This window comes from Burkholderia sp. YIM B11467, assembly GCF_052952715.1.
Map to the genome: position 1 here is coordinate 1,368,259 of NZ_JBQVSQ010000001.1, position 26,616 is coordinate 1,394,874.

The 26,616-nt window shown below is 66.7% G+C and carries 23 protein-coding genes; 17 read left to right on the forward strand and 6 right to left on the reverse strand.

Features of this window, described 5'->3' with window-relative positions:
* Window positions 1-21: 21 nt before the first annotated feature.
* Window positions 22-1,863, reverse strand: a complete 1,842-nt coding sequence (locus tag ACTRWB_RS06220; protein WP_446901278.1) for an amidohydrolase — start codon at window positions 1,861-1,863, stop codon at window positions 22-24.
* On the opposite strand from ACTRWB_RS06220, the gene ACTRWB_RS06225 reads away from it, so the two are divergent.
* Window positions 1,855-2,100: a hypothetical protein gene (locus ACTRWB_RS06225; RefSeq protein WP_343491253.1), complete on the forward strand. Its 246-nt coding sequence runs from the start codon at window positions 1,855-1,857 to the stop codon at window positions 2,098-2,100. The genes ACTRWB_RS06220 and ACTRWB_RS06225 overlap by 9 nt on opposite strands.
* Before the next feature lie 463 nt (window positions 2,101-2,563).
* Here ACTRWB_RS06225 and ACTRWB_RS06230 read toward each other — a convergent pair whose 3' ends face one another.
* Window positions 2,564-2,770 (reverse strand): hypothetical protein, encoded by a 207-nt coding sequence (locus ACTRWB_RS06230; RefSeq protein WP_446901279.1) that lies wholly within the window; start codon window positions 2,768-2,770, stop codon window positions 2,564-2,566.
* A 442-nt stretch (window positions 2,771-3,212) separates the two neighbouring features.
* Between ACTRWB_RS06230 and ACTRWB_RS06235 the strand changes: the two genes are divergently transcribed.
* The 3 genes from ACTRWB_RS06235 (at window position 3,213) to ACTRWB_RS06245 (ending at window position 5,581) form a co-directional block, all read left to right on the forward strand.
* Complete coding sequence (locus tag ACTRWB_RS06235; protein WP_446901280.1) at window positions 3,213-4,595, forward strand: flagellar hook-length control protein FliK; 1,383 nt, start codon at window positions 3,213-3,215, stop codon at window positions 4,593-4,595.
* A gap of 175 nt (window positions 4,596-4,770) precedes the next feature.
* Entirely contained in the window at window positions 4,771-4,926 is a 156-nt protein-coding gene (locus ACTRWB_RS06240; RefSeq protein ID WP_164992063.1) for a hypothetical protein, read from the forward strand.
* A gap of 175 nt (window positions 4,927-5,101) precedes the next feature.
* The gene (locus ACTRWB_RS06245) at window positions 5,102-5,581 is read left to right on the forward strand and encodes a GNAT family N-acetyltransferase (protein ID WP_412023607.1); all 480 of its coding nucleotides are present in this window, start codon (window positions 5,102-5,104) and stop codon (window positions 5,579-5,581) included.
* 131 nt (window positions 5,582-5,712) lie between these two features.
* Here ACTRWB_RS06245 and ACTRWB_RS06250 read toward each other — a convergent pair whose 3' ends face one another.
* Complete coding sequence (locus ACTRWB_RS06250) at window positions 5,713-8,760, reverse strand: heavy metal translocating P-type ATPase (protein ID WP_446901281.1); 3,048 nt, start codon at window positions 8,758-8,760, stop codon at window positions 5,713-5,715.
* Between the two features lie 286 nt (window positions 8,761-9,046).
* On the opposite strand from ACTRWB_RS06250, the gene ACTRWB_RS06255 reads away from it, so the two are divergent.
* The 5 genes from ACTRWB_RS06255 to ACTRWB_RS06275 all read left to right on the forward strand — a co-directional run bounded on the left by ACTRWB_RS06255 (window position 9,047) and on the right by ACTRWB_RS06275 (window position 16,588).
* Entirely contained in the window at window positions 9,047-9,610 is a 564-nt protein-coding gene (locus ACTRWB_RS06255) for a PH domain-containing protein (RefSeq protein ID WP_129515972.1), read from the forward strand.
* 294 nt (window positions 9,611-9,904) lie between these two features.
* A complete protein-coding gene (locus tag ACTRWB_RS06260; RefSeq protein WP_446901282.1) occupies window positions 9,905-10,375 on the forward strand; it encodes a helix-turn-helix domain-containing protein in 471 nt (156 codons plus the stop codon).
* 82 nt (window positions 10,376-10,457) lie between these two features.
* A complete protein-coding gene (locus tag ACTRWB_RS06265) occupies window positions 10,458-10,925 on the forward strand; it encodes an OB-fold protein (protein ID WP_446901283.1) in 468 nt (155 codons plus the stop codon).
* 316 nt (window positions 10,926-11,241) lie between these two features.
* Window positions 11,242-12,678 (forward strand): DUF1254 domain-containing protein, encoded by a 1,437-nt coding sequence (locus ACTRWB_RS06270; protein ID WP_446901284.1) that lies wholly within the window; start codon window positions 11,242-11,244, stop codon window positions 12,676-12,678.
* 148 nt (window positions 12,679-12,826) lie between these two features.
* Entirely contained in the window at window positions 12,827-16,588 is a 3,762-nt protein-coding gene (locus ACTRWB_RS06275; RefSeq protein ID WP_446901285.1) for a DUF748 domain-containing protein, read from the forward strand.
* Between the two features lie 57 nt (window positions 16,589-16,645).
* Here the strand turns inward: ACTRWB_RS06275 and ACTRWB_RS06280 are convergent, their stop codons facing one another.
* Window positions 16,646-16,867 carry a hypothetical protein gene (locus tag ACTRWB_RS06280; protein ID WP_048246048.1) on the reverse strand — a complete coding sequence of 74 codons (222 nt, stop codon included), beginning with the start codon at window positions 16,865-16,867 and terminating at the stop codon, window positions 16,646-16,648.
* A gap of 249 nt (window positions 16,868-17,116) precedes the next feature.
* Here ACTRWB_RS06280 and ACTRWB_RS06285 point away from each other — a divergent pair, with 249 nt between their 5' ends.
* Complete coding sequence (locus ACTRWB_RS06285; protein WP_446901286.1) at window positions 17,117-18,793, forward strand: alkaline phosphatase family protein; 1,677 nt, start codon at window positions 17,117-17,119, stop codon at window positions 18,791-18,793.
* Window positions 18,794-18,911: 118 nt separating this feature from the next.
* Here ACTRWB_RS06285 and ACTRWB_RS06290 read toward each other — a convergent pair whose 3' ends face one another.
* Window positions 18,912-19,808, reverse strand: coding sequence for a LysR family transcriptional regulator (locus ACTRWB_RS06290; protein WP_446901287.1), 897 nt, complete (start codon window positions 19,806-19,808; stop codon window positions 18,912-18,914).
* 162 nt (window positions 19,809-19,970) lie between these two features.
* On the opposite strand from ACTRWB_RS06290, the gene ACTRWB_RS06295 reads away from it, so the two are divergent.
* From ACTRWB_RS06295 to ACTRWB_RS06320, 6 genes are all read left to right on the forward strand, one after another.
* Window positions 19,971-20,822, forward strand: coding sequence for an ABC transporter permease (locus ACTRWB_RS06295; protein WP_193099624.1), 852 nt, complete (start codon window positions 19,971-19,973; stop codon window positions 20,820-20,822).
* 7 nt (window positions 20,823-20,829) lie between these two features.
* Window positions 20,830-21,861: an ABC transporter ATP-binding protein gene (locus ACTRWB_RS06300; protein WP_343495616.1), complete on the forward strand. Its 1,032-nt coding sequence runs from the start codon at window positions 20,830-20,832 to the stop codon at window positions 21,859-21,861.
* Window positions 21,862-21,895: 34 nt separating this feature from the next.
* Complete coding sequence (locus ACTRWB_RS06305) at window positions 21,896-22,984, forward strand: extracellular solute-binding protein (RefSeq protein ID WP_412023615.1); 1,089 nt, start codon at window positions 21,896-21,898, stop codon at window positions 22,982-22,984.
* 10 nt (window positions 22,985-22,994) lie between these two features.
* Window positions 22,995-23,825 carry an ABC transporter permease gene (locus ACTRWB_RS06310; protein WP_129515961.1) on the forward strand — a complete coding sequence of 277 codons (831 nt, stop codon included), beginning with the start codon at window positions 22,995-22,997 and terminating at the stop codon, window positions 23,823-23,825.
* A gap of 70 nt (window positions 23,826-23,895) precedes the next feature.
* Window positions 23,896-24,351 carry a TIGR00725 family protein gene (locus ACTRWB_RS06315; protein WP_413463986.1) on the forward strand — a complete coding sequence of 152 codons (456 nt, stop codon included), beginning with the start codon at window positions 23,896-23,898 and terminating at the stop codon, window positions 24,349-24,351.
* Window positions 24,352-24,604: 253 nt separating this feature from the next.
* A complete protein-coding gene (locus ACTRWB_RS06320) occupies window positions 24,605-24,799 on the forward strand; it encodes a YqaE/Pmp3 family membrane protein (RefSeq protein ID WP_044848494.1) in 195 nt (64 codons plus the stop codon).
* A 39-nt stretch (window positions 24,800-24,838) separates the two neighbouring features.
* Here the strand turns inward: ACTRWB_RS06320 and ACTRWB_RS06325 are convergent, their stop codons facing one another.
* Window positions 24,839-25,744 carry a LysR substrate-binding domain-containing protein gene (locus ACTRWB_RS06325; RefSeq protein ID WP_343494654.1) on the reverse strand — a complete coding sequence of 302 codons (906 nt, stop codon included), beginning with the start codon at window positions 25,742-25,744 and terminating at the stop codon, window positions 24,839-24,841.
* A 176-nt stretch (window positions 25,745-25,920) separates the two neighbouring features.
* Here ACTRWB_RS06325 and ACTRWB_RS06330 point away from each other — a divergent pair, with 176 nt between their 5' ends.
* Window positions 25,921-26,520 carry a hypothetical protein gene (locus ACTRWB_RS06330; protein ID WP_446901288.1) on the forward strand — a complete coding sequence of 200 codons (600 nt, stop codon included), beginning with the start codon at window positions 25,921-25,923 and terminating at the stop codon, window positions 26,518-26,520.
* The last annotated feature ends 96 nt before the right edge of the window (window positions 26,521-26,616 follow it).

Here is a 26,616-nt window from a genome sequence, read left to right on the forward strand (position 1 = left end):
CCGCGCACAGGGCGCGACCGCCTATTTGTTTTCCGCCGGCTTGGGGGCTGCGTAAACCTTGCGCCCGCTGACCCATGTTTCGTGCACGTCGATTTCGCGCAGTTGATAAGGACCGGTCGGTTCAACGTGCAGCGGATCCTGTTGCAGAATCACGAGGTCGGCCTGTTTTCCCTCTTTCAGGGAACCGACCTGATCATCGAGGTGGCATTGCCACGCCGCGTCGATGGTCACCGCGCGCAGCGCCTCGGGTGCGCTCAGGCATTCGGCTGCGTTGAGTACTGCAAGCTCCGGGTCGGCTTCCATTACCCGCCACATTGCCTGATCCATATAGCGCAACGGCCCTAGCGGAGAGACGAAGTGATCGCTGTGCAGGCTGACACGCAGGCCCTCGCGCAGCGCCGACTTGCATCGATCGAGCTTCTGCGCGCGTTCTTCACCCAGAATGGTGTTCCGGAACGCGCGTCCCCAATAGCCCACGTGGCCGATCAGGAAACTGGGCGAGATGTCCAGCCGCTTCATGGTGCGGAGATCGTCGTCGTCCAGCAGCGACGCATGCTCGAGCCGATGGCGCAACGGCTCCCGTTTCGCCTCCGGCCCGGGCGGGCACGAGACGGGCTCGGGAACCTGGCTCAGCACCAGCTGGTATGCGGCCAATACATTGGCGATTCCCTCGTCGCCATTCGCATGGACCATGATCGGCCATCCCGCCGCATCGACCTGCTGCATGATCTGCGCCAGCGATTCGATCGGCGTGAAGTTGAAAAGACCATTCGGCCCGACGCCGGGAACGCTGTGCTCGGCGCAGCATTTGTATGGCGTACTTTGCAAGCCGGTCAAGCCTTGGTTGGAGCCATCGGCAATCAGTTTCATCGCGCGGATGGTAAATAACGACTCGGGCGGGCTGTTCAGTTGCGGTTTGAATTGGTTGAGCCACAACGGCCAGAGGTCGTTATTGCCGAACAACGCCCCGCCCATGCGAACCGTCATCCATGGCGTGCTCGCCAGCGCCTGCAACAGGACGACTTCATAGAACCCCAGACCCATCCCGACGCCGGCGTCGAACAGGGTGGTAATGCCGTACTGGTTCGCGGTCGACATCACCTGCCGCATGGCGATCAGCAGATCGGCTGGCTGCGCGCGCGGGACGGTGTTCGTCATCAGGGTGACTTGCGATTCGGTCAGCACGCCCTTGGGGAAACTGTTTTCGAGGCCGGCGGCCTGCAACGCGGCGCCGTTGGCATAGCCGAGATGCCCGGAGGCGTTGATCAGGAACAGGCACACGTCCTTGCTGATCCCATCCAGCCAGTCACGGTCGATATCCACCCAATCGCGCATCAGCGACGGGTCGACGCCGCTGCCGCATACCCACTTTTCCCCCCTGCCTTGCGCGTCGCGGACCAATTCCTTGAGCTTGTCACGGATAGCCTCGGCGCTGTAGTCGGGATTCAGTTTTTGACCGTCGAACGGTGACAGGTTGTGCCAGGGTGGGGTAAGGAAAACCGCGCTGGGCAGCAGATGTGCGTGCGGTTCGATCAAGCCGGGAAGCAAGGTCTGACCGGGTTCGAGCCCCTGCTCGCGTGCGTCGGGGTAGCTGTCCCGCATGCGTCGGCGCACCTCGTCGAGCGTACCGGTGGCGATGACCTTGTGCTCGGCGATACCCAGTGCTTCGACGCGCGTGTTGCAATCCTCCGGGTCCGGGTAGATGTGCCCGCCGTGAAAGATGACGGCCTCGGGCGCGCTTTGCGCTTCAAGCTGGCTCAATTCCTTGAGCAGTTCCTGCCATTCGCTCTCGTTTTGTCCAAGGGCGCCCGCCAACAAATGGGGGCTGCAGCATGCACATCCGAGCTGGTGTCGATGGAACATATTCAGATCCTTTTCAGTTTTATTGCATTACCCGAAATTGTTATCAAAAGGAGCATCAAGTTGACCGGCGAGGCAGTACGTGGAATCCGTGAATCGTTGCGCGCAGGAAGCGACGAAATCGATGCATGCCTGCGTATCGGTTTCGCGGGAATAACGGTGCCGCGTCGCTGTCAATATCCGCTGCGGATTGTTTCTGATATAAAAACGCCGAGAGGGATAATGCGTCGAATATCGTGATGCAGAAGCGGCAATGCTGTTTTATAAAGCCTGTTTTACGAATGATGCGGATTCCGAAATCAATGCGACGGTGCGAATCAGGTGAAACATTCGAGCGCAATCATATGTATATGCGTTGAATGGAAATGGAGCAAGCTCCGGTCGACGACCGTGACAGGGTTCGCTGCGATGTGGCAGTGTGTCCAGGCCCACTGCATGACTGCTGAATACGTCGACACGTGCAGCTGGCTGTAGCAGTCTTCGTCAGCCGGAATGGGCGCAGGATGTCAGCACAGTCATCACGGCGAATTGCATCGAGCTTGCGATTGCCTGGCTTGGGAAAGACATCAGTTTCCAGACTGCTGATCTATTGGATTGCGTGCTTCTCGCTTTTCCAGCCTGGTTTCAGCTCTTCATGAAATTGGCGAGCAGCTTTCTCGAACGTCAGGGCAGTGGCGACAGCACCAGTACCTTCGCACAGATGTTATGACGGTTTATCAAAGGTCGATGCTGGTTGGGCTTTGTCCAATTCTCGCCGGGCCGTTTCGGTAGAGAATATCGAGTTGATGCGAGTGCCGATGGCGTGCCGCAGTTGCTTCCAGGCCGCGATCTCCGCGATCAGCCGATCGCGGCAGCCGATGCGGCGATCCAGACATTGGCTTTGCAGCACGCCGATTTCGATCTCGACCATGTTGAGCCAACTGGCGTGTTTGGGCGTGCCAGCGGCATTCGATTTGCTGCGGGATGTAGCGAGCCTCCGCTGGTGGCAGGGCTCGATAGAGCACAGCTGGCGTGTGGATCACGGATCGTCCGGCGCGCCCCGGATGCGCGGTGTCCCGAAGGTAGTGATAGTGATATCGACCAGATCGCGCACGCACTGGGCGAAGACCTGGTCGGGGTTGGCCGCCGTCCAGTCACTTTCCCATCGAAGACGGGTTTGTCGGCTGGTTTGAGCGTTTTGGCTTGTTTGTCGGTTAGCATCGGTTTTCAGCCCATCATGCAGCCCATCGGGAATCAACGGATAGCGCTGGATGGCGTGAGAGCATAGTGGGCGAATTTGTTATGCAAATAATTGATTTGTTTGAAGATAATTGGGCTATCGATTGATGTTCTCGGACGATGATTTCGCAGACGTGACCGAATTCGTTTCCACGCCTCGCTCCCCTTCCCGTTCCAACCGTTCGTCGACCCGTGCCCGCCAGCGCTCGGCTGCTGCCGCGGGCAGTACGTCCGCGAGGGCGACGGCGCGGTCCGGTAGCGCGCCGGCCGGCGATGCGTCGCGGGACGAGCGGACGTTCGACCTGTTCGGCGATCCGGTGCTTGAGCCGGGTGAGCGTATGCCGGCCGCCGCGCGCGACGAAGCGGTTGCGGAAGCCGAGACGGCGGCGGGTGTCGCCGATGACGTGGCCGCGGGGCGGCAGGCGGCGCTGGACGGGTTCAGCGCGCCGGAGGCCGCGAGTGCGGCGGGGCATGCGGAAGCTGAGCGCCCGGTAACGCCGGATGTCGCGGTGGCCGTCGACGGCGTTTCGGCGCCTGAAGGTGGAGATGCCGCGAACGCCGACGATGTGCCTGTGGTCGATGGTGCCGCAATCAAGCTGGCCGATGTGCCTGCGGTCGATGGCGCTACGGTGTCGGCAACCGAGCGGCAAGCGGCCGACGCCGCTTCGGCGAAGCCGTCCGAGCTGCAAGCGGCCGATAGCGAAGTCGCGAAGCCTGTTGTCGAAGCCGCGGCCGTCAAGTCCCGCGAAGGGCGATCGTCCGGCGACGTCGTGAAGGAGCGCCGCTCGTCGTCGGGTGGCAAACGCCGGGCGGCTGCCGGTGCGAGCGAAGCGACGGCGGTGCAATCCGTGCCGGTTGCGGCGAGCGTCGACACGCCGCCGGAAACGGCCGGATCGAACCCGACGCCGGACGCTGTTTCGACGGTCGAGCCGCAGACGCCGGCACTGCTGGTCGAGGCGGCGAACACCGCGAACACCGCGAACACCGCGAACACCGCGAACACCGCGAACACCGCGAACACCGCGAACCCCCGTGACGCTGCCCCCGCCGACGCCTCACCGTCGCCCGTCGCACAGCCCGTCGCTTCCGCCGCGTCCTTCGTGACCAAGCCGTCGGCGGAACGCGCGCAACTGGCCGTGCCGGCCTTCGATCCGGACACGCACCTGCGCCCGCTGACCGACCGGCTCGCCGTGCTGCAGTCCGACGTGGACGGTCTGACGCGCGCGGCCGATCGCGAGATGCGCCGCGTCAACCGCCTGCTGCTGGCGCTGGCCGTCGTCGTGCTGGCGGGGCTCGTCGCGCTGATGCTGCAAACGCGGCAGATCGCGCACCTGAAGCAGGACGCGGCAACCAAGCAACAGCGGATCGATCGCCTCGCGGCCGATCTGTCGACGCAGCAGGCGACGCTGATGACGCTCGAGGAGCACCACGAAGCGCTGCTGTCGCAGGTCGACCGGCTTCAGCGCAATGCGAACCGCGAGGCGGCCGTCGCCAAACGCGCCCGTCGCACCCGTTGATTGTTCAGACCCTATCCTGAAAGCCAGGCGGGGCAAGGATCGTCGTTCCGAGCCCGCGACTGGCGACAACACGCGTGCGGCAAACTGATGCGGTGCACTGGCAGAATTTAGGGAAAACCCTTAGAATGGAGTCTGTCTAAGGGAAAACCCTAGAAACATCTGTCAGGAGTCTCACATGAGCTTCATCTTCGCCCTGCTGCAAAAGATCGACGACCTGTTCGTGTCGCCGCACCTCCCGCTCGACGCCGACTACTCGTACGCTGCGCGTCGCGCCGAAGCCGAGCGCGTGCGCCGTGCGCATCTCGTGCCGATCGTCCTGTATCGTCGCTGATTCGCTGATTCGCTGATTCGCTGATTCGCTGATTCGCTGATTCGCTGATTCGCTGATTCGCTGATTCGGCGCGGCGTCCGCCGCACCTGCCTGCCCGTTTTCCGCCGCTGCATCGCACGCCGGCGCGACCGTCCCGCTACACTGGAAGTTCGATTTCCCTCACGGTGACCGGGCCATGCTGCAGATGCGGCCGATGACGGCCGGCGAATTCCACGCGTACCGCACGCGAGCCATCGACGGCTACGCGCGCGATCTCGTTTCATCCGGACAAAATGCTGTCGAAGACGCCGCCGATCGTGCGCGCGCCTGTTTCGACACGCTGCTGCCGGACGGCCTGCGGACATCCGGCCAGACACTCGTCGTGCTCATCGACGGCGCCAGCGGCGACGCGGTGGGTGACCTCTGGTACGCGATCGTGCCCGAAGGGCCGAACCGCACGCTGTTCATCTACGACCTCGACATCGTCCCGTCCCGACGCCGCCAGGGATGGGCCACGCGTGCGCTCGATGCGCTCGACGCCGAGGCGCGCCGGTACGGTGTTACCGAAATAGGGCTGTCGGTGTTCAATCACAACGCGGCGGCCCGCGCGCTGTATCGTGCGTGCGGCTTTGCGCCGATCACGACGACGTTGATCAAGCCGGTTATCCCGGGCTGAATCCGCCTGCGCCGCGATGTGCCGGCGATCCGGCACGCCGCTGCCGGCCAACGCCGGCTATCCTCCCGATCCTTCCTGTCCGCTGAGCGCCGAACGGCCGTTCGGCCGCCCGGCCATCACTGCCGGCCGTGTCAACGCGCACGGCCTTTCCATCTCCGCAGCAGCAGTGCATTGGTCACGACGCTGACGCTGGAAAACGCCATTGCCGCACCCGCGATCACCGGGTTCAGCCAGCCGAGCGCCGCGAGCGGCACGCCGACCAGGTTGTAGACGAACGCCCAGAACAGGTTCTGCTGGATCTTCCGGTACGTGCGCCTGGAGATGTCGATCGCGTCGGCGACGAGCGCCGGATCGCCGCGCATCAGCGTGATGCCGGCCGTGTGCATCGCGACGTCCGTGCCGGTCGCCATCGCGATGCCGACATCGGCCGCGGCGAGCGCGGGCGCATCGTTGATCCCGTCGCCGACCATCGCGACGATTCCGCCGTGCGTGCGCTTCAGTTCGGCGACGACACGTGCCTTGTCGTCGGGCAACACCTGCGCATGCACCTCGCCGATGCCGAGCGACGCCGCGACGGCCGCCGCGCTGCCGCGGTTGTCACCTGTCACGAGCACGCTTGCGACGCCGCGCGCCGCCAGCGCCGCGATCGCATCGCGGGCGCCGGGCTTCACGGTGTCGCCGAACGCGATCAGCGCGAGCAACGCGCGCGGCGCGTCGGCGCGCATCAGCCACGAGATCGTGTTGCCCGCGCGCTCGAGTTCGGCCGCGCGTGCGTCGAGTGCGGGCGGTACCGCGATGCCGAGCTCGTCGCGCCAGCGCGTGCTGCCGAGCGCGAGCAACTGCGCGCCGACGCGCGCTTCCACGCCGCGCCCGGCTACCGCGCGGGCATCGGCTGCGGTGATCGCAGCGGCCGACGGCGCCGTGTCGCCGCGCGCGGCAACGTCCGCGTCGTGTGCGGCGACCACCGCACGCGCGAGCGGATGGTCACTCTGACGCTGCACCGCCGCCGCGAGCGCGAGCGCTTCGTCGCGCGGCATGCCGACGGCTTCGAACGCCGTCATGGACGGCTTGCCTTCGGTCAGCGTGCCGGTCTTGTCGAATGCGATCACGGTCGCGCGCTGCGCGAGTTCGAGCGCCTGTGCGTCCTTGATCAGCACGCCGTGCCGTGCCGCGACGCCCGTGCCGGCCATGATCGCGGCGGGCGTCGCGAGGCCGAGCGCGCACGGGCACGCGATGACGAGCACCGCGACCGCATTGAGGATCGCCGTTTCCATGCCGGCGCCGGCAATCAGCCAGCCGACCAGCGTCAGCAGCGCGATGCCGAGGATCGCCGGCACGAACACTTCGCTGACGCGATCGACGAGCCGCTGGATCGGCGCCTTCTCGGCCTGCGCGGATTCGACGAGGCGGATGATGCGCGCGAGCGTCGTCTCCGCGCCGATCGCGGTGGTTTCGACGACGAGTGCGCCTTCGCCGTTGATCGAGCCGGCCGTAACGGGATCGCCGCCGTCCTTCGGCACCGGCAGGCTTTCGCCGGTGATCAGCGATTCGTCGATATGCGAGCGGCCCGACACGATCCGGCCGTCAACGGGCACGCGCTCGCCAGGGCGGATGCCGACCTTCGTGCCGACGCGCACCTGCGACAGCGGCACGTCGCGTTCGACGCCGTGCTCGACGACGCGTGCACGGTCGGGACGCAGCGCGTTCAGCGCACGGATCGCGTCGGTGGTCTGGCGCTTCGCGCGCGATTCGAGCCATTTGCCGAAGCGCACGAGCGTGACGATGACGGCCGACGCCTCGAAATACAGGTGGCCGGGATGCGCGGGATCGCGCAGCAGCATCCACAGGCTCAGCCCGTACGCGGCCGACGTGCCGAGCGCGACGAGCAGGTCCATGTTGCCGGCGCGTGCCTTTACCGCATGCCAGGCCGCGCGGTAGAAGCGCGCGCCGAAGCCGAACTGGACGATCGACGCGAGCACGAGCTGGAGCCAGCCGGGCAGCATCAGGTCGAAGCCGAACGGCGCGACGAGCATTGGCGCGACGAGCGGCGCGCTCAGCACGGCGGACCAGATCACGAGGTTGCGTTCGCGAATCGCTTCGCGGCGCTTGCGGGCATCAGGGTCCTGCGCGGGGCTGGCTGGTTGCGCGTCGGCGCCGGCCGCGGGCGTGGCGGCGAGCGACGCACGGTAGCCGGCCGTCGTGACCGCCGCGATCAGCGTGGCGGCGTCGAGTGCGCCAGCGCCATGCACCGACGCACGCTCGGTCGCGAGATTGACCGACGCGCGCGCGACGCCCGGCACGGCGGCCAGCGCTTTTTCGACGCGGCCGGCGCAGGACGCGCAGGTCATGCCGCCGATGTCGAGTTCGATATCGGCGGAGGCGGTGGATGCTGCGGGTGGGGGCGCGGCGTCGGCGACCGGCGTCGCGCCATAGCCGGCCTGTATCACGGCGTCGGCGAGTTGAGCGGCGGAAACTTCGGTCGCGGCGTCGATCGTGGCCCGTTCGGTCGCGAGGTTGACCGACGCGTGCGTGACACCCGGCACCTTCGCGAGCGCCTTCTCGACGCGCGACACGCAGGACGCACAGGTCATCCCGTCGATGTCGAGTTCGATCGAGGCAGCAGGCAAGGTGGCCGCGATGGTCGTATCCGGCGTAGTTGGCGTCGCGCCATAGCCGGCCTGTTTCACCGCGTCGGCGAGTTGCGCGGCGGAAACTTCGGCTGCGGCGTCGATCGTGGCCCGTTCGGTCGCGAGGTTGACCGACGCGCGCGTGACGCCCGGCACCTTCGCGAGCGCCTTTTCGACGCGCGACACGCAGGACGCACAGGTCATCCCGTCGATGTCGAGTTCGATCGTGGCACCGGCTGCGGGAAGCGCCGGCACCGCGACGGGCGCCGCTGCGTCGAGCAGCGCATGCGGGATCGTGACGGCCTCGACCGCCGCTTCCCGCACGGCCGCACGGTACCCGGCCGCGCCGACTGCGTCGACGAGCTGGCCGGGCTCGATCGTTTCCTGCGCGGTCACCGTCGCCGCGTGCGCATCGAGATCGACCGTCGCCTCGACGACGCCCGGCACGGCGGCCAGCGCGCGCTGCACGCGGCCCGTGCAACCGCCGCAATGCATGCCGTCGACGCTCAGGTCGATCGTTTGCAGCGCTGCGGAGGCAAGTGGTTCAGTCATGTCGGATTCCCCAAAAGCGCGGTTCATGCCGCGAATGATCCCAGTATCAACATTCCCATGATGGGAAGGTCAAGCGTTGATTGCAAGGACGGGGAACGCACAGGTCCCGAGCGGAGCGCCTTCGCGATTTCCCTTTCAACGTGTCGACCCGGTATCGGGGCAATGGTGGCGTACACCCGTTTTACGCTTTTTTTGAGAGCGGGGCATGGCCGACTCCGGATCGGCGCAACACGCTGACTCCGGCTGTAAAATCCGACGCTCTATAAATAGGCGTGAGGGCCACTCGATGTTCGATTTCAAGAATTCCAGCAAAGAGGCGTTGAAGGCCGAATATAAGCGTATTGCACGTGAAATCGGCGACGATCAGTTCTTCACGAAAAAGGAATTGAATCACCTTCCTGAAATCCTGATGGACGGCGAGCAGGTGCTGGCCTTCTCGTCCGGATTGATGGATGGAAATACCTGGTTGATCGTGTTGACCGACCATCGTGTCCTGTTCCTCGACAAAGGTCTGATTTACGGCCTCAAGCAGGTTTCGATCAACCTCGACAAGGTCAATTCGGTGTCGGGCAAAACCGGAATGATGTTCGGTGAAATCCGTATCGAGGACGGCGCCAGCGAGCGGATCATCAAAAATGTCTGGAAGAAAACGGTTGTACCGTTCACCAACAAGGTGAGAGACGCGATTCGCGACTACACGCGCGTTTCGACCCCGGTGGTCGCCGCATCCGTGCCGGCTGCGGCGGACGACGTCGTATCGAAGCTGGAGCGGCTTGCCGCGTTGAAGGAGCGGGGTATTCTGACCGAGGCCGAGTTCGTGGAGCAGAAGATGAAGATACTGGCGTCGTGACCTCGAAGCGACAGGCATTGCGGGGCCCGTCGCATCACGGGGAAGCGATAGGCACTGCCGGCGGAGCATTGTCGCTACCGACCGGCTTCTGATTGCCCATGTCGGGAAATTGACGACACCGAAAATAATAATTCCGTTAATTGTCGTGATGGGTCGAGCGCCGGGACTGAGCCGAATTCCACGACCCTGCACTCGCCCACTTTCCGCTTCGCCCTCGAGGCGGTGTGCCGGCTGGAAGTTCTTATATTAACAATGGCGATATACTTCCCTTCGTTAACCTTGCAGTGCTTTTAAATGGTGGTCAATTGGCCACATGAAATCGTATATGGTTGTCAATTGACCGTTTTTTCGAAAAGACTCAAAGAAGAACGTCAACGTCTCGGATTGAACCAGACGGCGTTTGCTTCTCTCGGCGGCGTATCCAAGGATGCGCAACTCAACTACGAGAATGGCTCGAGGCGGCCGGATTCGACGTATCTGGAAGCCGTCGCCGCGCATGGCGTCGACATTCTGTATGCACTCACGGGGCAACGCGACGTGACTTCGCTTTCTGTCGACGAGGGCGATCTCGTGCGCCGGTATCGCGAAGCGCCCGCGGTCGTGCGTGCCGCGGCCTTCGCGGCCCTGGTCGCCGGTGCGATGCCCGGCGCGCATCCGCAGCGGCACGAAGGTGACGGGATGGGGCAACACGCCGGCGGTGAAGCCGTCGTGCCCTTCGCGATCGACATGGGTTCCGCGCAGGAAAAGCGGACGGACAGCGATTGACGCACCCGAAAGTCGTCGCATGCGGCCGCCTGACAATTTCAATTTCCAACAAGCGCAGACGCGCTAATGATACGAGGGACCAATGAAAAAACTGTTCAAAATCGGCTTGGGCATCGTGCTTGCACTCATCATCATCAGTGTGATTTTTGGCAAGAAACCTGCGCCGGCATCATCTGCCGCATCGAATGCGCAAACCGATGCGTCTGCGGCTCCGGCAACGCAAACGCAAAAGCCCGTTGAAACGGTGAGCGTCACCGCATCGGCACTCTTCACCGCTTACGACAAGAACGAAGTTGCTGCGGACCAGAAATACAAGGGCAAGGCGCTGTCCGTGGGCGGAACGGTTCAAAGCATCGACAAGGATGCTTTCGACAACATCGTCGTGAAGCTGAAGACCAGCAACGAATTCATGCCGGTCCACGCGTATCTGAGCAAGGAGCACGAAGCGCTCGCCGCGTCGCTGGAAAAGGGGCGGAAAGTGACCTGGGTCTGTGAAGGCGCGGGACGTCTGATCGGCAGTCCGATTCTGCGAGATTGCATGCCTGCGTAATTGCCGAGCAGGATTGCGTCACAAAGCCCGCGGTTGCGGGCTTTTTTGTTGTTAGTCGGCTCAGGAGCGGATGACGCGACAGGCGGAGAATTTGCCGAAAGCGCGTGCCCCCTCGCATTGCTTTCATTTTCACAACAAAGCGGGGATCTCAGGTATTCGGCATATTAGGGATTGCCCCGAGGCGCTATGATACCGGCCTGACATCAGCGCCCATCGTAGCGAAACGGCGATCCGGGCAGGCTGGGGTGCCTTGCTTTCGCCGTTCGCGAGACGAACAAGGCGTTGACTGAAAAGAACGATATTCGGCCAGTAATCGATGATTGAAAACCAGCAGGAAGCAGTTTCTCTGCGGCGCGCGTGCGCGTCGCTCGCCATGGCGGCGTTGCTCGCGGGGTGCGCGTCGCAACCGGATGCAATCCAGCGGAAAACCGGCTGGATGCGCACGGAAGTCGCCGACTCCTATGTCTATGCGTATCCGCTCGTGCTGATGGACGTCGCGAAGGAAGCGGCGACGGGCGGCGACGGCGCGCAACCGGGGCAGGCGCCGCTCAACACGCTGCGCCACGCGCAGGCGCTGCCGCCCGTCGGCGCGGTCAATCCGCCGCTGCCGGGCATCGACACGCTCGACTCGACCGGCTGGCTCGACGTCGCAGCCGAACCCGTGATCGTCACGCTGCCCGACACGCGCGGCCGCTACTGGGACGCGCGTGCGCTCGACATGTGGACGAACGTGCTGTGGTCGTCGTCGAGCGTGGCCGCACGCGGTGCTCGCGGCGGCGCGCGATCGCAAACGATTGCCTTCGCCGCGAAGGACTGGCAGGGCACGCTGCCGAAGGGCGCGCTGCGTGTGGACGTGCCGTCGGCCAATGCGTGGCTCGAAGTGCGGCTGCAGACGAGCGGCGGGCGCGACCTCACGAACGTGAAGAAACTGCAGCGCGCGATCCGCGTGGTGCCGCTGTCTGTTTACACGGGCGCCGCGCGCGGCGCGTCGGTCGCGGTCCATGCGGGCAGCGCGCCGTCCGAAGCGCTGAGCGGCGGCACGCCCGCCGAGCAGGTGGCCGCGCTCGACCCGAAGGCGTTCTTCGCGCGCTTCGCGCAGGCGCTGCAGGACAACCCGGCGCCGGCCGACGACGCGCATGCGCAGGAACTGCTCGGCGACATCGGCGTGTCGGCCGGCTATCCGGTGCTGTGGACGGGCGACCGCCTGACGGCCGCGACGGCCGGCGTGGCCGAGGCGCGCGCGCGGCTCGCGGCGCCGCCGTCGAACCTGCTGAACGCGAACGGCTGGAACTGGATCGGCGACGCGGCCGGCAAGTACGGCCAGGACTACGCGCTGCGCGCGTACGCGGCCTACACGCAGTTCGGCACCGCGACGCGCGACGACGAGACGCTCGCGGTCGTGCGCGTCGACAGCGACGGCCATGCGCTGAACGGCGCGAACCGCTACGTGCTGCATTTCGCGCCGGGTGCGCTGCCGCCGGTGCGCGCGTTCTGGACGCTCACGCCCTACACGACGAACGGCGCACTGCCCGACGTCGGAGCGGCACGCCGCTCGCTCGGCGATCGCGACCGGCTGCGCCGCAACCACGACGGCTCGATCGACATCGTCGTGTCGGCGTCGCCGGGCGGCGCGAATGCGGCCAACTGGCTGCCGGCGCCGCGCACCGACTTCGCGCTCGCGTTGCGCCTGTACGCACCGAAGCCGCAGGCGAGCGACGGGTCGTGGATGCCGCCCGTCGTCGTCCGGAAATGAACGGATGACCGCCGCCGTTGTCCGACCGGCGGGCGCGGTGGCGCCCCGATTCCGTACCGTCACCTCCTGAGCCTATACTTTCGGGATAGCGTGCATGGCCGCCCGGTTCTCCGGTGCGGTCCGGCATCCGTTCCCGAGGCATTCAAGCATGGCAAGCGCAGACAAAAAAACCGTATCCTCGACCCTCCATGCCCTCGGCGGCGTTGCACGTTCGCGCCGGACCCGGCGTATCGGCATCGGCGTGCTGATCTTCCTCGTTTTGTTCGGACTGCTCGGGTTCTTCGCGGCGCCGCCGCTGATCCGCCATATCGCTGAACAGCAACTGAGCCAACAGCTCGACCGGCCGGCCACGATCCAGCGCATCGCGCTGAACCCTTACACGCTGAATCTCGAAGCCGACGGCATTCACGTCGGCGAGCGCGGCGGCCAGGGCGACTTCATCGACATCGGCAAGCTCGTCGTGAGGCCGTCGTGGTCGTCGCTGTTCCGCGGCGCACCGATCGTCAACGAAATCCTGCTCGATTCGCCGCGCTTTCACATCGTCCGCTACGACGCGCAGCGTTTCAACTTCACCGACCTGATCGAGAAGTTCTCCACGCCGTCCAAGCCGGCGAGCAAGCCGACGCAATTCTCGGTGTCGAACATCCAGGTCAATGACGGCCGGATCGATTTCGACGACCGCCTGCTGAACGAAAAGCACGTCGTCGACAACTGGATGCTCGGCATCCCGTATATCGCGACGCTGGCGTCGAAGACCGACATCTTCGTCCAGCCGACGCTGCGGATGCGTTTCGACGGCAGCCCGATCGCGATCGACGGCAAGACCAAGCCGTTCGCGCAGTCGCGTGAATCGGAGATCGCGCTGAAATTCGACCGGCTCGACGTGCCGAAGCTGATCTCGTATGCGCCGACCAAGCTGCCGGTGGCCGTGGCAAGCGGCTTGCTGAGCAGCAACCTCACGCTCAACTTCGCGATGAACGGCGAAACGCCCGCGCTGCGCGTGTCCGGCACCGTCGACCTGAACGACGCGAAGGTGACGAGCCCGGCGTCCGAGCCGCTGTTCGCCGCGCGCGGCGTGCACGTCGCGGCGACCAGCCTCGAGCCGCTGCGCAATGCGCTGCATTTCGACGAGATCCGGATCGACCAGCCCGTCGTCGACCTGTCGCGCGACAAGCAAGGCGTGCTGAACGTCGAGAAGCTCGCCGCGCAGCCGGCCGCCGCACCGAAGGCCGCCGAGGGCAAGCCGGCGGCATCGGGCGCGGCGGCGTCCTCCGCGGACGCCGCGAGCGGCGCGAAGGCCGAGGCCGATGCGAAGGAAACGCCGCCGCTCGACCTGACGATCCGTCATTTCGCGATCGACGGCGGCACGATCAACGTCGACGACCGCGTGCCGGCCACGCCGAACGCGGTGTCGCTGACGAAGCTCGCCGCGACGCTCGACGGTTTCTCGCTGCAGGGCAAGACGCCCGCCAAATACACGCTGTCGACGTCGCTGTCGCGCGGCGGCGACGTGCGGGCCGAAGGCGCGTTCACGCTCGCGGAGAAGCAGGCCGACACGAAGCTGACGATCGACGCGCTCGCGCTGCCGGCGTTGCAGCCGTATCTCGGCGAAGCGACCCGCGCGCGCGTGCTCGACGGTACGCTCGGCGCGACGATCAACGCGAAGACCGACTGGGGCAAGACGCCGCTCGAAGCGCAGGTCGCCGACAGCACGGTGAGCCTGAAATCGCTGAAGATCGCGACGCCCGATAGCAAGACGCCCGCGATCGTGCTGCCCGATGCGAGCGCGAAGATCGCGAAGGTCGACGTCGCCACGCGCACCGCGGAGATCGCGAGCGTCGACGCGAGCGGGCTCGCGCTCGACGTGAAGCGCCTGAAGGACGGCAACATCGACCTCGCAGCGCTGGCCGGGCCGGCGCAGGCGTCGGTGCCCAAGCGCACGGTCGCGCACAAGGCCGCGGTGGCCGCGCCGTCGTGGCACTACCGGATCGACGCGCTGAACGTGAAGGATTCGTCCGCGAACTTCACCGACCTGTCGACGCCGCGCCCGGTGAAGCTGGCGATCAAGCCGCTGGAGCTGTCGGTGCAGAAGCTCAGCGATGACATGACGAAGCCGCTGCCCGTGCAGCTGAAGGCGACGCTGAACCGCAAGGGCTCGCTGAACGTGACGGGCGACGTGACCGCACAGCCGCTGAAGCTCGGCCTGAAGATCAACGGCAACCGCCTCGACGCGGCCGCGTTCGAGCCTTACTTCGGCAGCGCGCTGAACGCGACGATCGCAAGCGCGCTGCTCAACGCGCAGGGCAACCTGACGTTCGCGCAGGTGAAGGACGCGCCGCGCGCGACCTATCGCGGCGACGTCGCGCTGGTCGACGTGCGAATGCTCGACAAGGCGACCTCCGACCCGTTCGCGGGCTGGCGCTCGCTCGCGCTGACGAACCTGAAGGCGAACTACGACGAGAAGGGCACCGACGTCGACGCCGCGCGCGTGACGTTCTCGAACTTCTACGGCCGCGTGCTGCTCGACGCGCAGGGGCGCCTGAACCTGAAGGACGTCGTCGCGAAAGAGACCGGCCCCGCGCAGTCGCTCACGCGTGACGCGAGCAAGGGCGAGCCGGTGCCGCTGTCGCCGCAGGCCGCGTCGGCGCCGGCGGTGGCGCAGCCCGCATCGGCCGCGTCCGCGACGGTGGTCGTGAAAGCCGCGACGCCGCCGCAGAACCCGGTGCGGATGCATTTCGGCGAGCTGCTGCTGCAGAACGGCCGCGTCACGTACACCGACAACTTCATCAAGCCGAACTACACGGCGAACCTCGTCGCGATCACGGGCACGATCGGCGCGTTCGGCACGGATTCGACGACGTCCGCGCCGGTCGACGTCGCCGCGAACCTGTCGGGCAACGGGCCGATCTCGATCAAGGGCTCGGTGAACCCGCTGATCGAGAAGCCGGCGCTCGACCTCACGGCGACCGCGCACGACATCGAGCTGACCAACCTGACGCCGTATTCGGCGAAGTACGCGGGTTATCCGATCACGAAGGGCAAGCTCAACGTCGACCTGCACTACCAGCTCGCGAACGACCAGCTGCAGGCGAACAACCACATCTTCATCGACCAGCTCACGTTCGGCGATCGCGTCGAGAACGACACGGCGACGAAGCTGCCGGTGAAGCTCGCGATCTCGCTGCTGAAGAACACGCGCGGCCAGATCGACGTGAACCTGCCGGTGTCGGGTTCGCTGGCGAATCCGGAGTTCAGCGTCGGCGGGCTGATCTGGCATGCGGTGCTGAACCTGATCGCGAAGGCCGTCACGTCGCCGTTCACGCTGCTCGCGAACGCGTTCGGCGGCGGCGGCGAGGATCTCGGCTACGTCGAGTTCGCGCCGGGTACCTACGCGCTGACCGACACGCAGCAGAAGAAGCTCGACACCGTCGTGAAGATGCTGACCGAGAAGCCGTCGATCCGCCTCGACCTGATCGGCCGCGTCGATCCGGCGAAGGACACGCCGGGGCTGCGCGACGCGTACGTCGACCGGCTGGTGCGCCAGCAGAAGCTGAAGGACGTGGTCGGCCAGGGCGAGAGCATCGATCCGATGTCGGTGAAGGTCGAGCCGGCCGAATACAGCAAGTACCTGACGCGCGCGTACAAGGCCGCGGACTTCAAGAAGCCACGCAATCTGGTCGGCCTGCAGAAGACGCTGCCCGATGCGGACATGAAGCAGGCGCTGGCCGATCACGCGCCGGCCGACGACAACGCGCTGCGCGCGCTCGCGCAGCAGCGCGCCGAGTCGGTGCGCCAGTACCTCGACGGCAAGATCGATTCGAGCCGTGTGTTCGTCGTCGCACCGAAGCTCGATGCGAAGGGCATCGAGGACAAGGGCGCGACGACCCGCGTCGACTTCGGGCTCCAGTAACGCGTCGTTTCATCTGCTGCCGCCGCGCCCGCACCTGCCGGGCGCGGCGGCTTTTTTTCAGCGCGCGGCGATCGCCGGTTCGCGCTTGTCCAGCTCCTTCTTCGCGGCCAACGGCAGACGCGCATCATCCCAGTGCGTCAGCCATTCGACTTCCTTCGCCGTGAACACCTGTCCGTAATTGCGCAGCGCGTACTGCAGCGCGTCGACGACGTGATGGCGAATGATTTCGGGGGTGCGTGCATCGTCCAGCACGAACCGGAGAGCTTCCAGGGTCGACATACTCGTGCTCCGGGTCAGGGAAAACCCTTTATCACACGCCAATAGTCGCGGGCCAAGCCGAAAAAAATTCCGGGCGCGCGCCGATGCCTGGAGCGCCAACGCATTGCGACGACTTCATGTCACTTGCGATTGGTTACGTTTGACAGAGAACAGAAAGCCCCGCTTCATCCGACCGCCGCACGATCCGGCGATATTTTGCGCGCCTGATGGCAAGTCACGCAGTTCAACATCAATCGATGAGGTGGGGTGATGATTTCGTTTTTCGGTAAGCAGCGGAAGATGGCCGTGATGGTGGCGGGCGCGCTGGCGCTCGCAAGCATGGGTGCGCACGCGGCGCAGCAGGACGGCGACAGTCAGGGCGAGGACCGTGGCCACGCGAGCCGCGTCGTGAAGCATGTGCTGCTGATCAGCGTCGACGGTCTGCACGAGCAGGATCTCGCGCGCTGCATCGGCGCGAACACGTGTCCGAACATCGCGGTGCTCGCACAGCACGGCGTGACGTACACGAACGCGTACACGCCCGGCCTGTCGGATTCGTTCCCGGGCCTCGCGGCGCTCGTGACGGGCGGCTCGCCGAAGACGGCCGGCCTGTTCTACGACGTGTCGTATGACCGCAACCTGTATGCGCCGAGCGACACGACGTGTTCGGGCAAGCAGGGCTGGAACGTCGTGTTCGACGAAACGACCGGCATCGACGCCCAGAACGGCGGCGCGCTGATCCACCTGAACGGCGGCGGCGCATTCAACCCGCAGGCGATCCCGCATGCGCGCGTGGGCGGCCAGTGCGTGCCGGTCTACCCGCACAACTACGTGAAGACCAACACGGTGTTCGAGGCCGTGAAGGCGGGCATCCCGAACGCGCATACGGCGTGGGCCGACAAGCACGCGTGGGGCTACGACTGGCTGAACGGGCCGTCGGGCACCGGCGTCGACGATCTGGCGCGCACGGAGATCAACTCGATCGATCCGGCGACGGGCACGAACTACACGGACGTCTACTCGCATACCGCGCGCTTCGACAACCTCCACGTGCAGGCGCTGATCAACCAGATCGAAGGCCGCGATTCGACGGGCACGAAGAGCGCGCCGGTGCCGACGCTGTTCGGCGCCGACTTCCAGACGCTCAGCGTCGCGCAGAAGGCGACGGTCGCGACGGGCGGCGGTTATCTCGACGCGAACTTCACGCCGAGCGGGCAGGTCGCGAACGCGATCACGTACGTCGACAACTCGATCGGCCATGTCGTCGCGGCGCTGAAGCAGGCCAACCTGTATTCGTCGACGGCCGTGATCGTCACGTCGAAGCACGGCCAGTCGCCGACCGATCACACGAAGCTCGTGAAGAACGGCGACACGCTGACGAAGCTGCTCGAAGCGAACAACTACCTCGACCCGAACGGCAACTTCGGCCAGAACAACACGACGACGGGCAACCTGAACGACGGTTCGGGCCTGGTCGGCACGGGCTTCGTGCAGACCGACGACGTCGGCCTGATCTGGCTGCGCGACCGCAACCAGCGCACGGCCGTCGTGCAGACGCTGAAGGCGAACCTGAGCTGCAATGCGCCGGGGATCTGCGCGGACGGCTCGCAAGCCTACATCCTGTACGGCGCGGCGCTCGCCGACCGCTTCGGCGATCCGGCCAACGGCCGCACGCCGGACATCATCGTCCAGCCGAATCCGGGCGTGATCTATACGTCGAGCACGAAGAAGGACGAGGAGCACGGCGGCAACGCGCCGGACGACAGCCACCTCGGCCTGCTCGTGTCGTACCCGGGCATCCATCGCGCGCGTACCGTGAACGATCTGGTCGGCACGAAGCAGGTCGCGCCGACGATCCTCGAACTGCTCGGTGCTGAACCGCGTCTGCTGCATGCGGTCGTGGCCGAGAATACGCGCGTGCTGCCGGGGCTCGGTATCGGGCGCTGACGGGACATGCCGGTGGCCGCCTTCGGGCGGCTTCCGGCACCGGACGCGCGGCGCCGTTCGGCCGATGGCCGGCGACGCCGCGTTTTTTTTTGCATGACGATGCCGGCTGTGCCGGCGCTCACGTGCTCGCGCACTCGCCGAGCATCCATTCCCTGAAGCGCCGCAACGCGACGCTCGTCTCCAGGCGCTCCGGCGCGTAACACAGGTAGTGCCCCTGCGCGTCGACGTCGACGGGCGCGTCGAACGGTTCGACGAGCGTGCCGGCCGCGAGATTGTCGGCGATCAGGAAGCGCGGCACGAGCGCGAGCCCGAGCCCGGCCTGCGCGGCCTGGATCAGCACCGAATACTGTTCGAAGCGCGGCCCCGCCAGCGCGTTCATGTGGGCCGCGCGATGGCGCTCCGCCCACATCGACCACGCGATCTCCGCCTGCTCGTGCACGAGCCGCGGCGCGGACACCGCGTCGGCGGGCGCGCGCAGCGCATGCCGTGCCGCGAATTCGCGGGAGCAGACCGGCACGAACGTGCGGCCGTCCAGGTAATCGCACCGGACGCCTTCCCATGCACCGTCGCCATAACGGATCGCCGCGTCGAGCCCGAACGGAAACACGTCACCGTGCGCCAGATGGCGGCGAAAGCTCAATGTGACGCCCGGCGCGTCGGCCAGGAAACGCGCGAGCCGCGGCACCAGCCATTTCGTCGTGAAGGTCGGCACGCTCGCGATCGTCAGCAGGTCGCTGTTCTCGCGCGCGCTCAGCAGTTCGATCGACGCGTTGCCGATCTCGCGCAACGGACCGATCACGCGCGCGTGATAGACCTGTCCGGCCCGTGTCAGCGCGAGATTGCGCCCTTCGCGCACGAACAGCTTCACGCCGAACAGCGCTTCGAGATTCGCGATCTGCCGGCTGACCGCGCTCGGCGTCAGCCCCAGCTCGCGGGCCGCATACGAGAAGTTCAGGTACTTCACGGAAGTCGCGAACGCGTGCAGCTCCGCGACGTTCGGAAACAGGTGCTTCATGGCGAACTATTCCTTGCGCGCACAGATCGATGCGGGCGTTGTACGTTTTTTTCATGACGATGCCATGTCGCGTCCGCACACTGCGCCTGTCACGACAAGGTCCGCCGGTCACGTCCGGCGGACCTTGCGCGGCCCGTTCCGTTTCCGTCAGCGAGCCCGTCCATGCATCCGTCAACCGCGCCTGCCGCAGCCGCAGGTGTTCCGATTCGTCGTAACAAACGGCCGCGCGCGCTGGCGGGACGCCTGCTGTTGCACGCATTCGTCGCGGCCTTCGCGCTGTATCTCGCGCTGCCGATCGCGCTGCTGCTGATCGGCTCGGTCGGCGGGTCGTGGACGAACACGCTGCTGCCGACCGGCATCACGTCACACTGGTTCGCGGATCTCGCGGCGAACCGCAGCTTCACGCGGGCATTCGGCGTGAGCCTCGTGGTCGCACTCGCGTGCTGTGCGATCAATGCCGCGCTGGGATTGCCGCTCGCGTATGCGCTGCATCATCGTGCGGTGGCGGGCCGCGGCTTCGCGGCGCGCGTCGTGATGCTGATGCCGATCGCGGTGCCGGCACTGACGCTCGGCTTCGGCTACATCGCGATCTTCAGCGGCGACACGCTGCCGTGGCTCGGCACGCTGCCGCTGATGATCGCGGCTCACGCGGTGCTGACGCTGCCTTATCTGCTGCAAACGCTGCTGAGCGACCTGCGCCATCTGGGCCTCGAGCGTCTCGAGGCGTGCGCGGCGACGCTCGGCGCGACGCCGCTGCGCCAGTTCTTCACGATCGTGCTGCCGAACCTGCGGCACAGCCTGTTTTCCGGGCTCGTGATGGTCGCCGCGCTGTCGATCGGCGAATTCCAGATCTCGAACCTGATCGCGGGCTTCCGCTATCGCAACTATCCGATCGTGCTGCTGCAGGCGTTCTACGGCGCGTCGGGGATGGCGTGCGCGGCGACCGTCGTGCTGCTCGTCCTCGCCGTGCTCGCGACGCTTGTATCCGTCTGCACCGTGCAACGCCTGAAGTGAAACCGTCATGAGCCTCGATTTCGAAAACGTCAGCTTCCAGTATCCGGGCGCCCGTCACGGCGTCGACGCGGTCACGCTGTCCGCGACCCAGGGCGAACTGCTCGCGGTGATGGGCCGCAGCGGCTCCGGCAAATCGACGCTGCTGCGTCTTGCCGCCGGGTTGCTCGACGGTTACGCCGGCCGCATCGCGATCGGCGGCGGCGACATGGCCGGCGTGCCGGTGTGGCGGCGCGAGGTCGGCATGGTGTTCCAGCACTACGCGCTGTTCCCGAACCTGTCGGTCGTCGACAACGTCGGCTACGGGCTGAAGATGCGCGGCGTGGCAGCAGCGCCGCGGCGCCGCCGTGCGCTCGAGATGCTCGAACGTGTCGGCCTCGCGGCGCAGGCCGAGCGCGGCACGGCGATGCTGTCCGGCGGCCAGCAGCAGCGCGTCGCGCTGGCCCGCGCGCTCGTGATCGAACCGAAGCTGCTGCTGCTCGACGAGCCGCTCGCGGCGCTCGATGCCGGGATTCGGCACCAGTTGCGCGACGAGATCCGCGCGCTGCAGCGTGCGTGCGGTGCGACGACGCTGCTCGTCACGCACGACCAGGACGAGGCACTCAGCATGGCCGATCGCGTGGCGATCGTCGACGGCGGACGCGTGCTGCAGGCCGGCACCCCGCGCGAACTGTACGAGCGTCCGGCGACCGCGCAGGTCGCCCGTTTCGTCGGCCATTCGACGTTGCTGCGCGGCCGCGTGCTCGCGCACGGCACCGTCGACGTGCGCTTCGCGATGCTGCGCGCGGATACGGGCACGCACCGGCCGGGCGATACGGTCGACGTGCTGGTCCGGCCGGAACACCTGCAGCCCGATCCGCCCGAGCAGGCCGCGAACCGCATCGACGGCCGGGTCGGCGAGGTCCGCTATTTCGGCGCGACGCAGCGCTTCGATTTCATGCCGGCGGGCGCGACCGACGCGCTGCTCGGCGAAGGGCGCGAACTGCCCGCGCGCTGCGTGTCGATCGAACCGCGCCATCTGCTCGTGCTGCCCGCCGCGTAAGCGCGTTACCCCATTCATTCAACGGAGAATCACGATGTCTGCACGCCGCCTGTTCCTCCATGCCATGCGCCGCCGCCTGCTGGCGCTCGGCGCGTTCGCGATGCTCGCGCCGGCGCTCGCTCATGCCGCGCCGCTGTACCCCGGCGAGGACGCGCTGTACGAGAAGGCCGCCGACGAAGGGCTCGTCGTATCGTTCGACACGGGCCCGGAATGGGCAAACTGGAAATCGCTGTTCGCCGAATTCCGCAAGCGCTATCCGAAGGTCGAGATCACGTACAACGACATCGGCTCGGCGGCGACGGTCGTCGCGCTCGACAAGTCGCGCCGGCGCCCGCAGGCCGACACCGCGTATTACTTTGCCGCATCGGCGCTCGACGCGACGGCCAAGGATGTCGTCGCGCCGTTCAAGCCGGTCAATTTCGACAAGCTGCCGACGGTGTTTCGCGCGCCTGACGCGCGCTGGTTCGCGGTGCATTCGCTGAACATCGCGTTCCTCGTCAACCGGAAGCTCGTGAAGAACGTGCCGCAGCGCTGGTCCGACCTGCTGAAGCCCGAGTACCGCAATGCGGTCGTCTATCTCGACCCGCGCTCGACCGGGCAGGGGCAGGTCGCGGTGTTCGCGGCCGCCTATGCGAACGGCGGCAGCGTCGACAACCCGAAACCGGGCGCGGATTTCTTCGGCAAGCTGAAGCAGGCGGGCAACGTGTTGCGCGTCGAGGGCACGACGCCGTACGCGAAGTTCGTCAAGGGCGAGATTCCGATCCTGATCGGCTATGAGAACGATGGCCTCAAGGCCAAGTACACGGACGGCATGGGCGACGCGGCCGACGTCGTGATTCCGCAGGACGGCAGCGTGTCGGCGCCGTACGCGATGAGCCTCGTGAAGAACGGCCCGAATCCGGCCGCCGCGCAGTTGTGGCTCAACCTCGTGATGAGCGATGTCGGTCAGGCGCTGTTCGCGCAGGGCTACGTGCGGCCGGCCGTGCCCGGCACGCCGGTCGCGCAGGACGTCGCCGCGAAGCTGCCGAACGCGCCGCAGGTGCGTCCGCTCGACGTCGCGAAGGCCGCGACGCGCAAGGCCGAGGTCGACCAGCTCTGGTCGCAGGCCACGCTCGGCAAATAAGGGGCGCACGATGCGGGTCTCGTCCATGCAGCGCGGCATCCTGCGCCGCTACGGCGCGGTGCCGGCCGCCGCGCTGTTCGCGGTGTGCTTCGCGCTGCCGCTCGCCGCGCTCGTCGGCGCCGCGTTCGACGGCGGCGGCCATGCTTTCGCCGCGGTATTCGGCGATCCGCTCGTCGCCGACGCGATCGTGCGCTCGGTGGCGCTCGCGATCGCCGCCGGCACGCTGTCCGTCGCGGTCGGCGTGCCGGTCGCGTTCGTGCTGGCCGCGCAGTCGCCGGCGCGGCGCCGCTGGTCGCTCGCGCTGCTCGGCGTGCCGCTGGCGTTTTCCGGTCTCGTGATCGCGTACGGCTTCATTCTCGTGTTCGGCCGCGCCGGTTTCGTGACGATGCTGCTCGCGTCGCTCGGCGCCGATCCGGCCGTGGTCGGCGGCGCGATCTACACCATGCCGGGGCTCGCGTTCGCCTACGCGTACTACCTGATTCCGCGCGTCGCGCTGATGCTTTACCCGGCGCTCGCGAATCTCGACCGGCGGCCGCTCGAGGCGGCGCTGACGCTCGGCGCGCGGCCGTGGCGCGCCTGGTTCGACGTCGCGTGGCGCGAGCTGTGGCCGTCGATCGCGTCGGCCTGGTGCCTCGTCGCCGCGATCGCGCTCGGCACGTACGGCACGGCGCTCGCGCTGGCCGGTACGCAGATCAACATCCTGCCGCTGCTGATGTACCTGAAGCTGTCCGACGGGCAGACCGATTTCTCGCAGGCCGCCGTGCTGTCGATCGTGCTGACGGCGCTCTGCACCTGTGTGCTTGCATTGGGGGAAGGACTTGTACGGCAACGGCATCATTGAATGGTCGAACGACGCGCGCGACGCGCTGGCGCAACTCGCGCAACGGCAGCGTGGCGCGACCCGGCACCGGATGCCGGTCGGCGTGATCGGGCCGCGCGATGCGACGGCGGCCCAGCTTGCAGCCGCCGAACGGATCGCGCACGGGCTCGCGGGGGCGGGCGTCGTCATCGTCGGCGGCGGCAAGCAGGGCGTGATGGAGGCAGCCGCGCGCGGCGCGCATGCGGCGGGCGGATGCGCGATCGGGCTGCTGCCCGAGGACGATGCGCGCGAAGCGAATCCCTATCTGTCGGTTGCGCTGCCGACCGGGCTCGGCATCACGCGCAACGCGCTGATCGCGCGTGCGTCGCTGTGCCTCGTCGCGGTGGGCGGTGGCCTCGGCACGCTGTCCGAAATCGCGCTGGGGCTGCAATGGGGCAAACCGGTGTTCGCGATTTGCGACGCACCGCAGGTGGCGGGTGTCGAGCGCTTCGACGAAGCGGACCCGCTCGTCGCGCGGGTCGCGCGCTGGCTGTGCGGTCCGGGGTAGGTCGGCGTTCCGGTTGACGCGATGCATGGGTTCGAACGGCATCGGCCGAATGAGCAGGAATCCTCTGCATGACGAAGATCACGGCCGCGCGTTGCGCGGCCGGCGGTCTCGGCACGGCGGCGCATGCGCAACGTACCGTCACGTTCCATGGCAAGCGGGGCGCGCGTTCGCGGCGCGGGGCTTGAAATGACGCGCACGACGCGCCATATTGGCCGCGTATGCTTCGTTTCAACGAAATCGAAAGGGATTCTCGATGCGCCTTCTGCTTGCCCTGCTGCTGCCGTGGTTCCAGTTCTTCACGATCGGCCGCCCGATCGCCGGGGTCATCTGCCTGATCCTGCAACTCACGATCATCGGCTGGCTGCCGGCCGCAATCTGGTCGGTGTACGCGCTGAGCCAGTACAAGACCGATCGCAAGATCGAAGCGGCGCTGCGCGAGCGGCGCTGACGCAAACGGCAACGGGCTGCGTTGCCCGCTCGTCGCCGGCTACTGCGGTGGCGGCCCGTCCAGTTCCTCGGCCCGCGCGAACAGCCAGTCGACGAACGTGCGCAGCGACGGATCGTCGTCGTTGCGATACAGGCAATGAAACGGCGGCCCTTCGAGGTGGACCTCGGGAAACAGCGCGACGAGCCGGCCGTTCGCGATGTCGTCGCTGACGACCGCGCGCGGCGCGAGGCACACGCCGAGCCCGCTCGCGGCGGCCTTCACCATCAGAAAGAACTCGCGATAGAACGGCCCGCGCAATGTCTCGGTGACGTCCGAGCCGGCCTGGTGGAACCAGTATTGCCACGCCTGCGGCATGCCCGCGAAGTGCAGCAGCGGCGCATTGCGCAGGTCCGCCGGCACGCGCACCCGTTCGAGCACCGGATGGCCGGGCGCGCACACGGGCACCGCGACGGTCGCGAGCAGCGGGCGCGACACGAAGCCCTTGCGGCGCAGCTCCGGCGTATAGCGGCGGATCACGATGTCGCACGATTCGTCGATCTGGTCGCGTTCGGCGTCGGCGGTCGTGACGAGCTGCACGTCGATATCCGGATGCGCGGCCTCGAATACGGCCAGTTGCGTGAGCAACCAGCCGTGCGCGAACGATACCGATGCATTGATCCGCACTGGCTGGCCGCCCTCCGGCTCGAACATCTGCCCGGTCGCCTGCGCGAGCCGGCCGAGGCAACTCGCGACGTCGACGAGGTAATGCCGCGCGCGCGGCGTGAGCCGCAGCGAACGCCCGTCGCGTTCGAACAGCTTCTGCCCGAAGAACGATTCGAGTACGCGGATCTGCTGCGCGATCGCGCTCTGGGTCACGTTCAGTTCCTCGGCGGCGAGGGTGAGGCTCTGCAGGCGGCCGGCGGCTTCGAAGCTGCGCAGCGCGTTCAGGGGCGGTAATCGGCGCATCGTGAGATCGCGAAGAAAAGCTAAACAGTGGGTCAAAAAATGTCGTTTGTGGCGGCCGGGGCGTCTCCCTATCATGGCGCCGACAGGAGAATGCCCCGATGACGATCATAGCGCCGCCCGATTGCCGATCAACTGGAATTCGCCACCGCCTTCGCCAACGACGAGCGCGGCGCGCCGTGCTGCCGGCGGCGCGCGGCCGCGGCGCACTGACGCTTGCCTGTGCCGGGTTGTTCGCGGCGCTGACCGGGTGTGCGGCGAAGCCGGACACCGAGCGCCAGATCGGCAGCGGCGGGTCGCTGGTGCGCTACAGCTCGAGCCAGACCGAGGTCGACCTGACGGAGACCGAACAGCAGACGCTGCGCATGTTGAGCGACCGTCGTTATGCGGGCATCTCGCAGGCGCGCGCGCTCGACGCGGTGGCCGGCGTGCTGCGCGCGCAGGGCTACGCGCCGGTGACGGTCGATCGGGACGTGGGGCTGATCGAAGGCGGGCGCAGCGACACGCTGATCCCGAAGTGGCGGCAACTGCTGCGCGGCGCGCTGAAGGCGCGCATCGGCGGGTTGCCCGCGAAGCCGGATCACGAGCGTGTGGCCGCCGTCGTGACGGTCCGCACGGCGCCGGACACGCGTGGTGCGATCGTGCGTGCGCGATTCGATCGCACGGTGTGGGACAGCAACGGCGATTCGCGCACGAAGACCGTCGTCGAGCCCGCGTACTACCAGACCTTCTTCGGCGACATGGACAAGGCGATGTGCACGACGTCGTGCGAGCGGTGAGCGGCGCGCGTGCGCCGACGCAGGGGAGCGTGGAGGGACGGAGGGGGAGGGCTGCCGCCCGGTGACGAACGGAGAGGCCGGGCATCGTGCCCGGCC

Coding starts and splice junctions, on each gene's coding strand:
- ACTRWB_RS06225 (WP_343491253.1), top strand. CDS start 1,855: ATGGAACATATTCAGATCCTTTTCAGTTTTATTGCATTACCCGAAATT.
- ACTRWB_RS06220 (WP_446901278.1), bottom strand. CDS start 1,863: ATGTTCCATCGACACCAGCTCGGATGTGCATGCTGCAGCCCCCATTTG.
- ACTRWB_RS06230 (WP_446901279.1), bottom strand. CDS start 2,770: ATGGTCGAGATCGAAATCGGCGTGCTGCAAAGCCAATGTCTGGATCGC.
- ACTRWB_RS06240 (WP_164992063.1), top strand. CDS start 4,771: ATGAGCTTCATCTTCGCCCTGCTGCAAAAGATCGACGACCTGTTCGTG.
- ACTRWB_RS06245 (WP_412023607.1), top strand. CDS start 5,102: ATGCTGCAGATGCGGCCGATGACGGCCGGCGAATTCCACGCGTACCGC.
- ACTRWB_RS06250 (WP_446901281.1), bottom strand. CDS start 8,760: ATGACTGAACCACTTGCCTCCGCAGCGCTGCAAACGATCGACCTGAGC.
- ACTRWB_RS06255 (WP_129515972.1), top strand. CDS start 9,047: ATGTTCGATTTCAAGAATTCCAGCAAAGAGGCGTTGAAGGCCGAATAT.
- ACTRWB_RS06260 (WP_446901282.1), top strand. CDS start 9,905: ATGGTGGTCAATTGGCCACATGAAATCGTATATGGTTGTCAATTGACC.
- ACTRWB_RS06265 (WP_446901283.1), top strand. CDS start 10,458: ATGAAAAAACTGTTCAAAATCGGCTTGGGCATCGTGCTTGCACTCATC.
- ACTRWB_RS06270 (WP_446901284.1), top strand. CDS start 11,242: ATGATTGAAAACCAGCAGGAAGCAGTTTCTCTGCGGCGCGCGTGCGCG.
- ACTRWB_RS06275 (WP_446901285.1), top strand. CDS start 12,827: ATGGCAAGCGCAGACAAAAAAACCGTATCCTCGACCCTCCATGCCCTC.
- ACTRWB_RS06280 (WP_048246048.1), bottom strand. CDS start 16,867: ATGTCGACCCTGGAAGCTCTCCGGTTCGTGCTGGACGATGCACGCACC.
- ACTRWB_RS06285 (WP_446901286.1), top strand. CDS start 17,117: ATGATTTCGTTTTTCGGTAAGCAGCGGAAGATGGCCGTGATGGTGGCG.
- ACTRWB_RS06290 (WP_446901287.1), bottom strand. CDS start 19,808: ATGAAGCACCTGTTTCCGAACGTCGCGGAGCTGCACGCGTTCGCGACT.
- ACTRWB_RS06295 (WP_193099624.1), top strand. CDS start 19,971: ATGCATCCGTCAACCGCGCCTGCCGCAGCCGCAGGTGTTCCGATTCGT.
- ACTRWB_RS06300 (WP_343495616.1), top strand. CDS start 20,830: ATGAGCCTCGATTTCGAAAACGTCAGCTTCCAGTATCCGGGCGCCCGT.
- ACTRWB_RS06305 (WP_412023615.1), top strand. CDS start 21,896: ATGTCTGCACGCCGCCTGTTCCTCCATGCCATGCGCCGCCGCCTGCTG.
- ACTRWB_RS06310 (WP_129515961.1), top strand. CDS start 22,995: ATGCGGGTCTCGTCCATGCAGCGCGGCATCCTGCGCCGCTACGGCGCG.
- ACTRWB_RS06315 (WP_413463986.1), top strand. CDS start 23,896: ATGCCGGTCGGCGTGATCGGGCCGCGCGATGCGACGGCGGCCCAGCTT.
- ACTRWB_RS06320 (WP_044848494.1), top strand. CDS start 24,605: ATGCGCCTTCTGCTTGCCCTGCTGCTGCCGTGGTTCCAGTTCTTCACG.
- ACTRWB_RS06325 (WP_343494654.1), bottom strand. CDS start 25,744: ATGCGCCGATTACCGCCCCTGAACGCGCTGCGCAGCTTCGAAGCCGCC.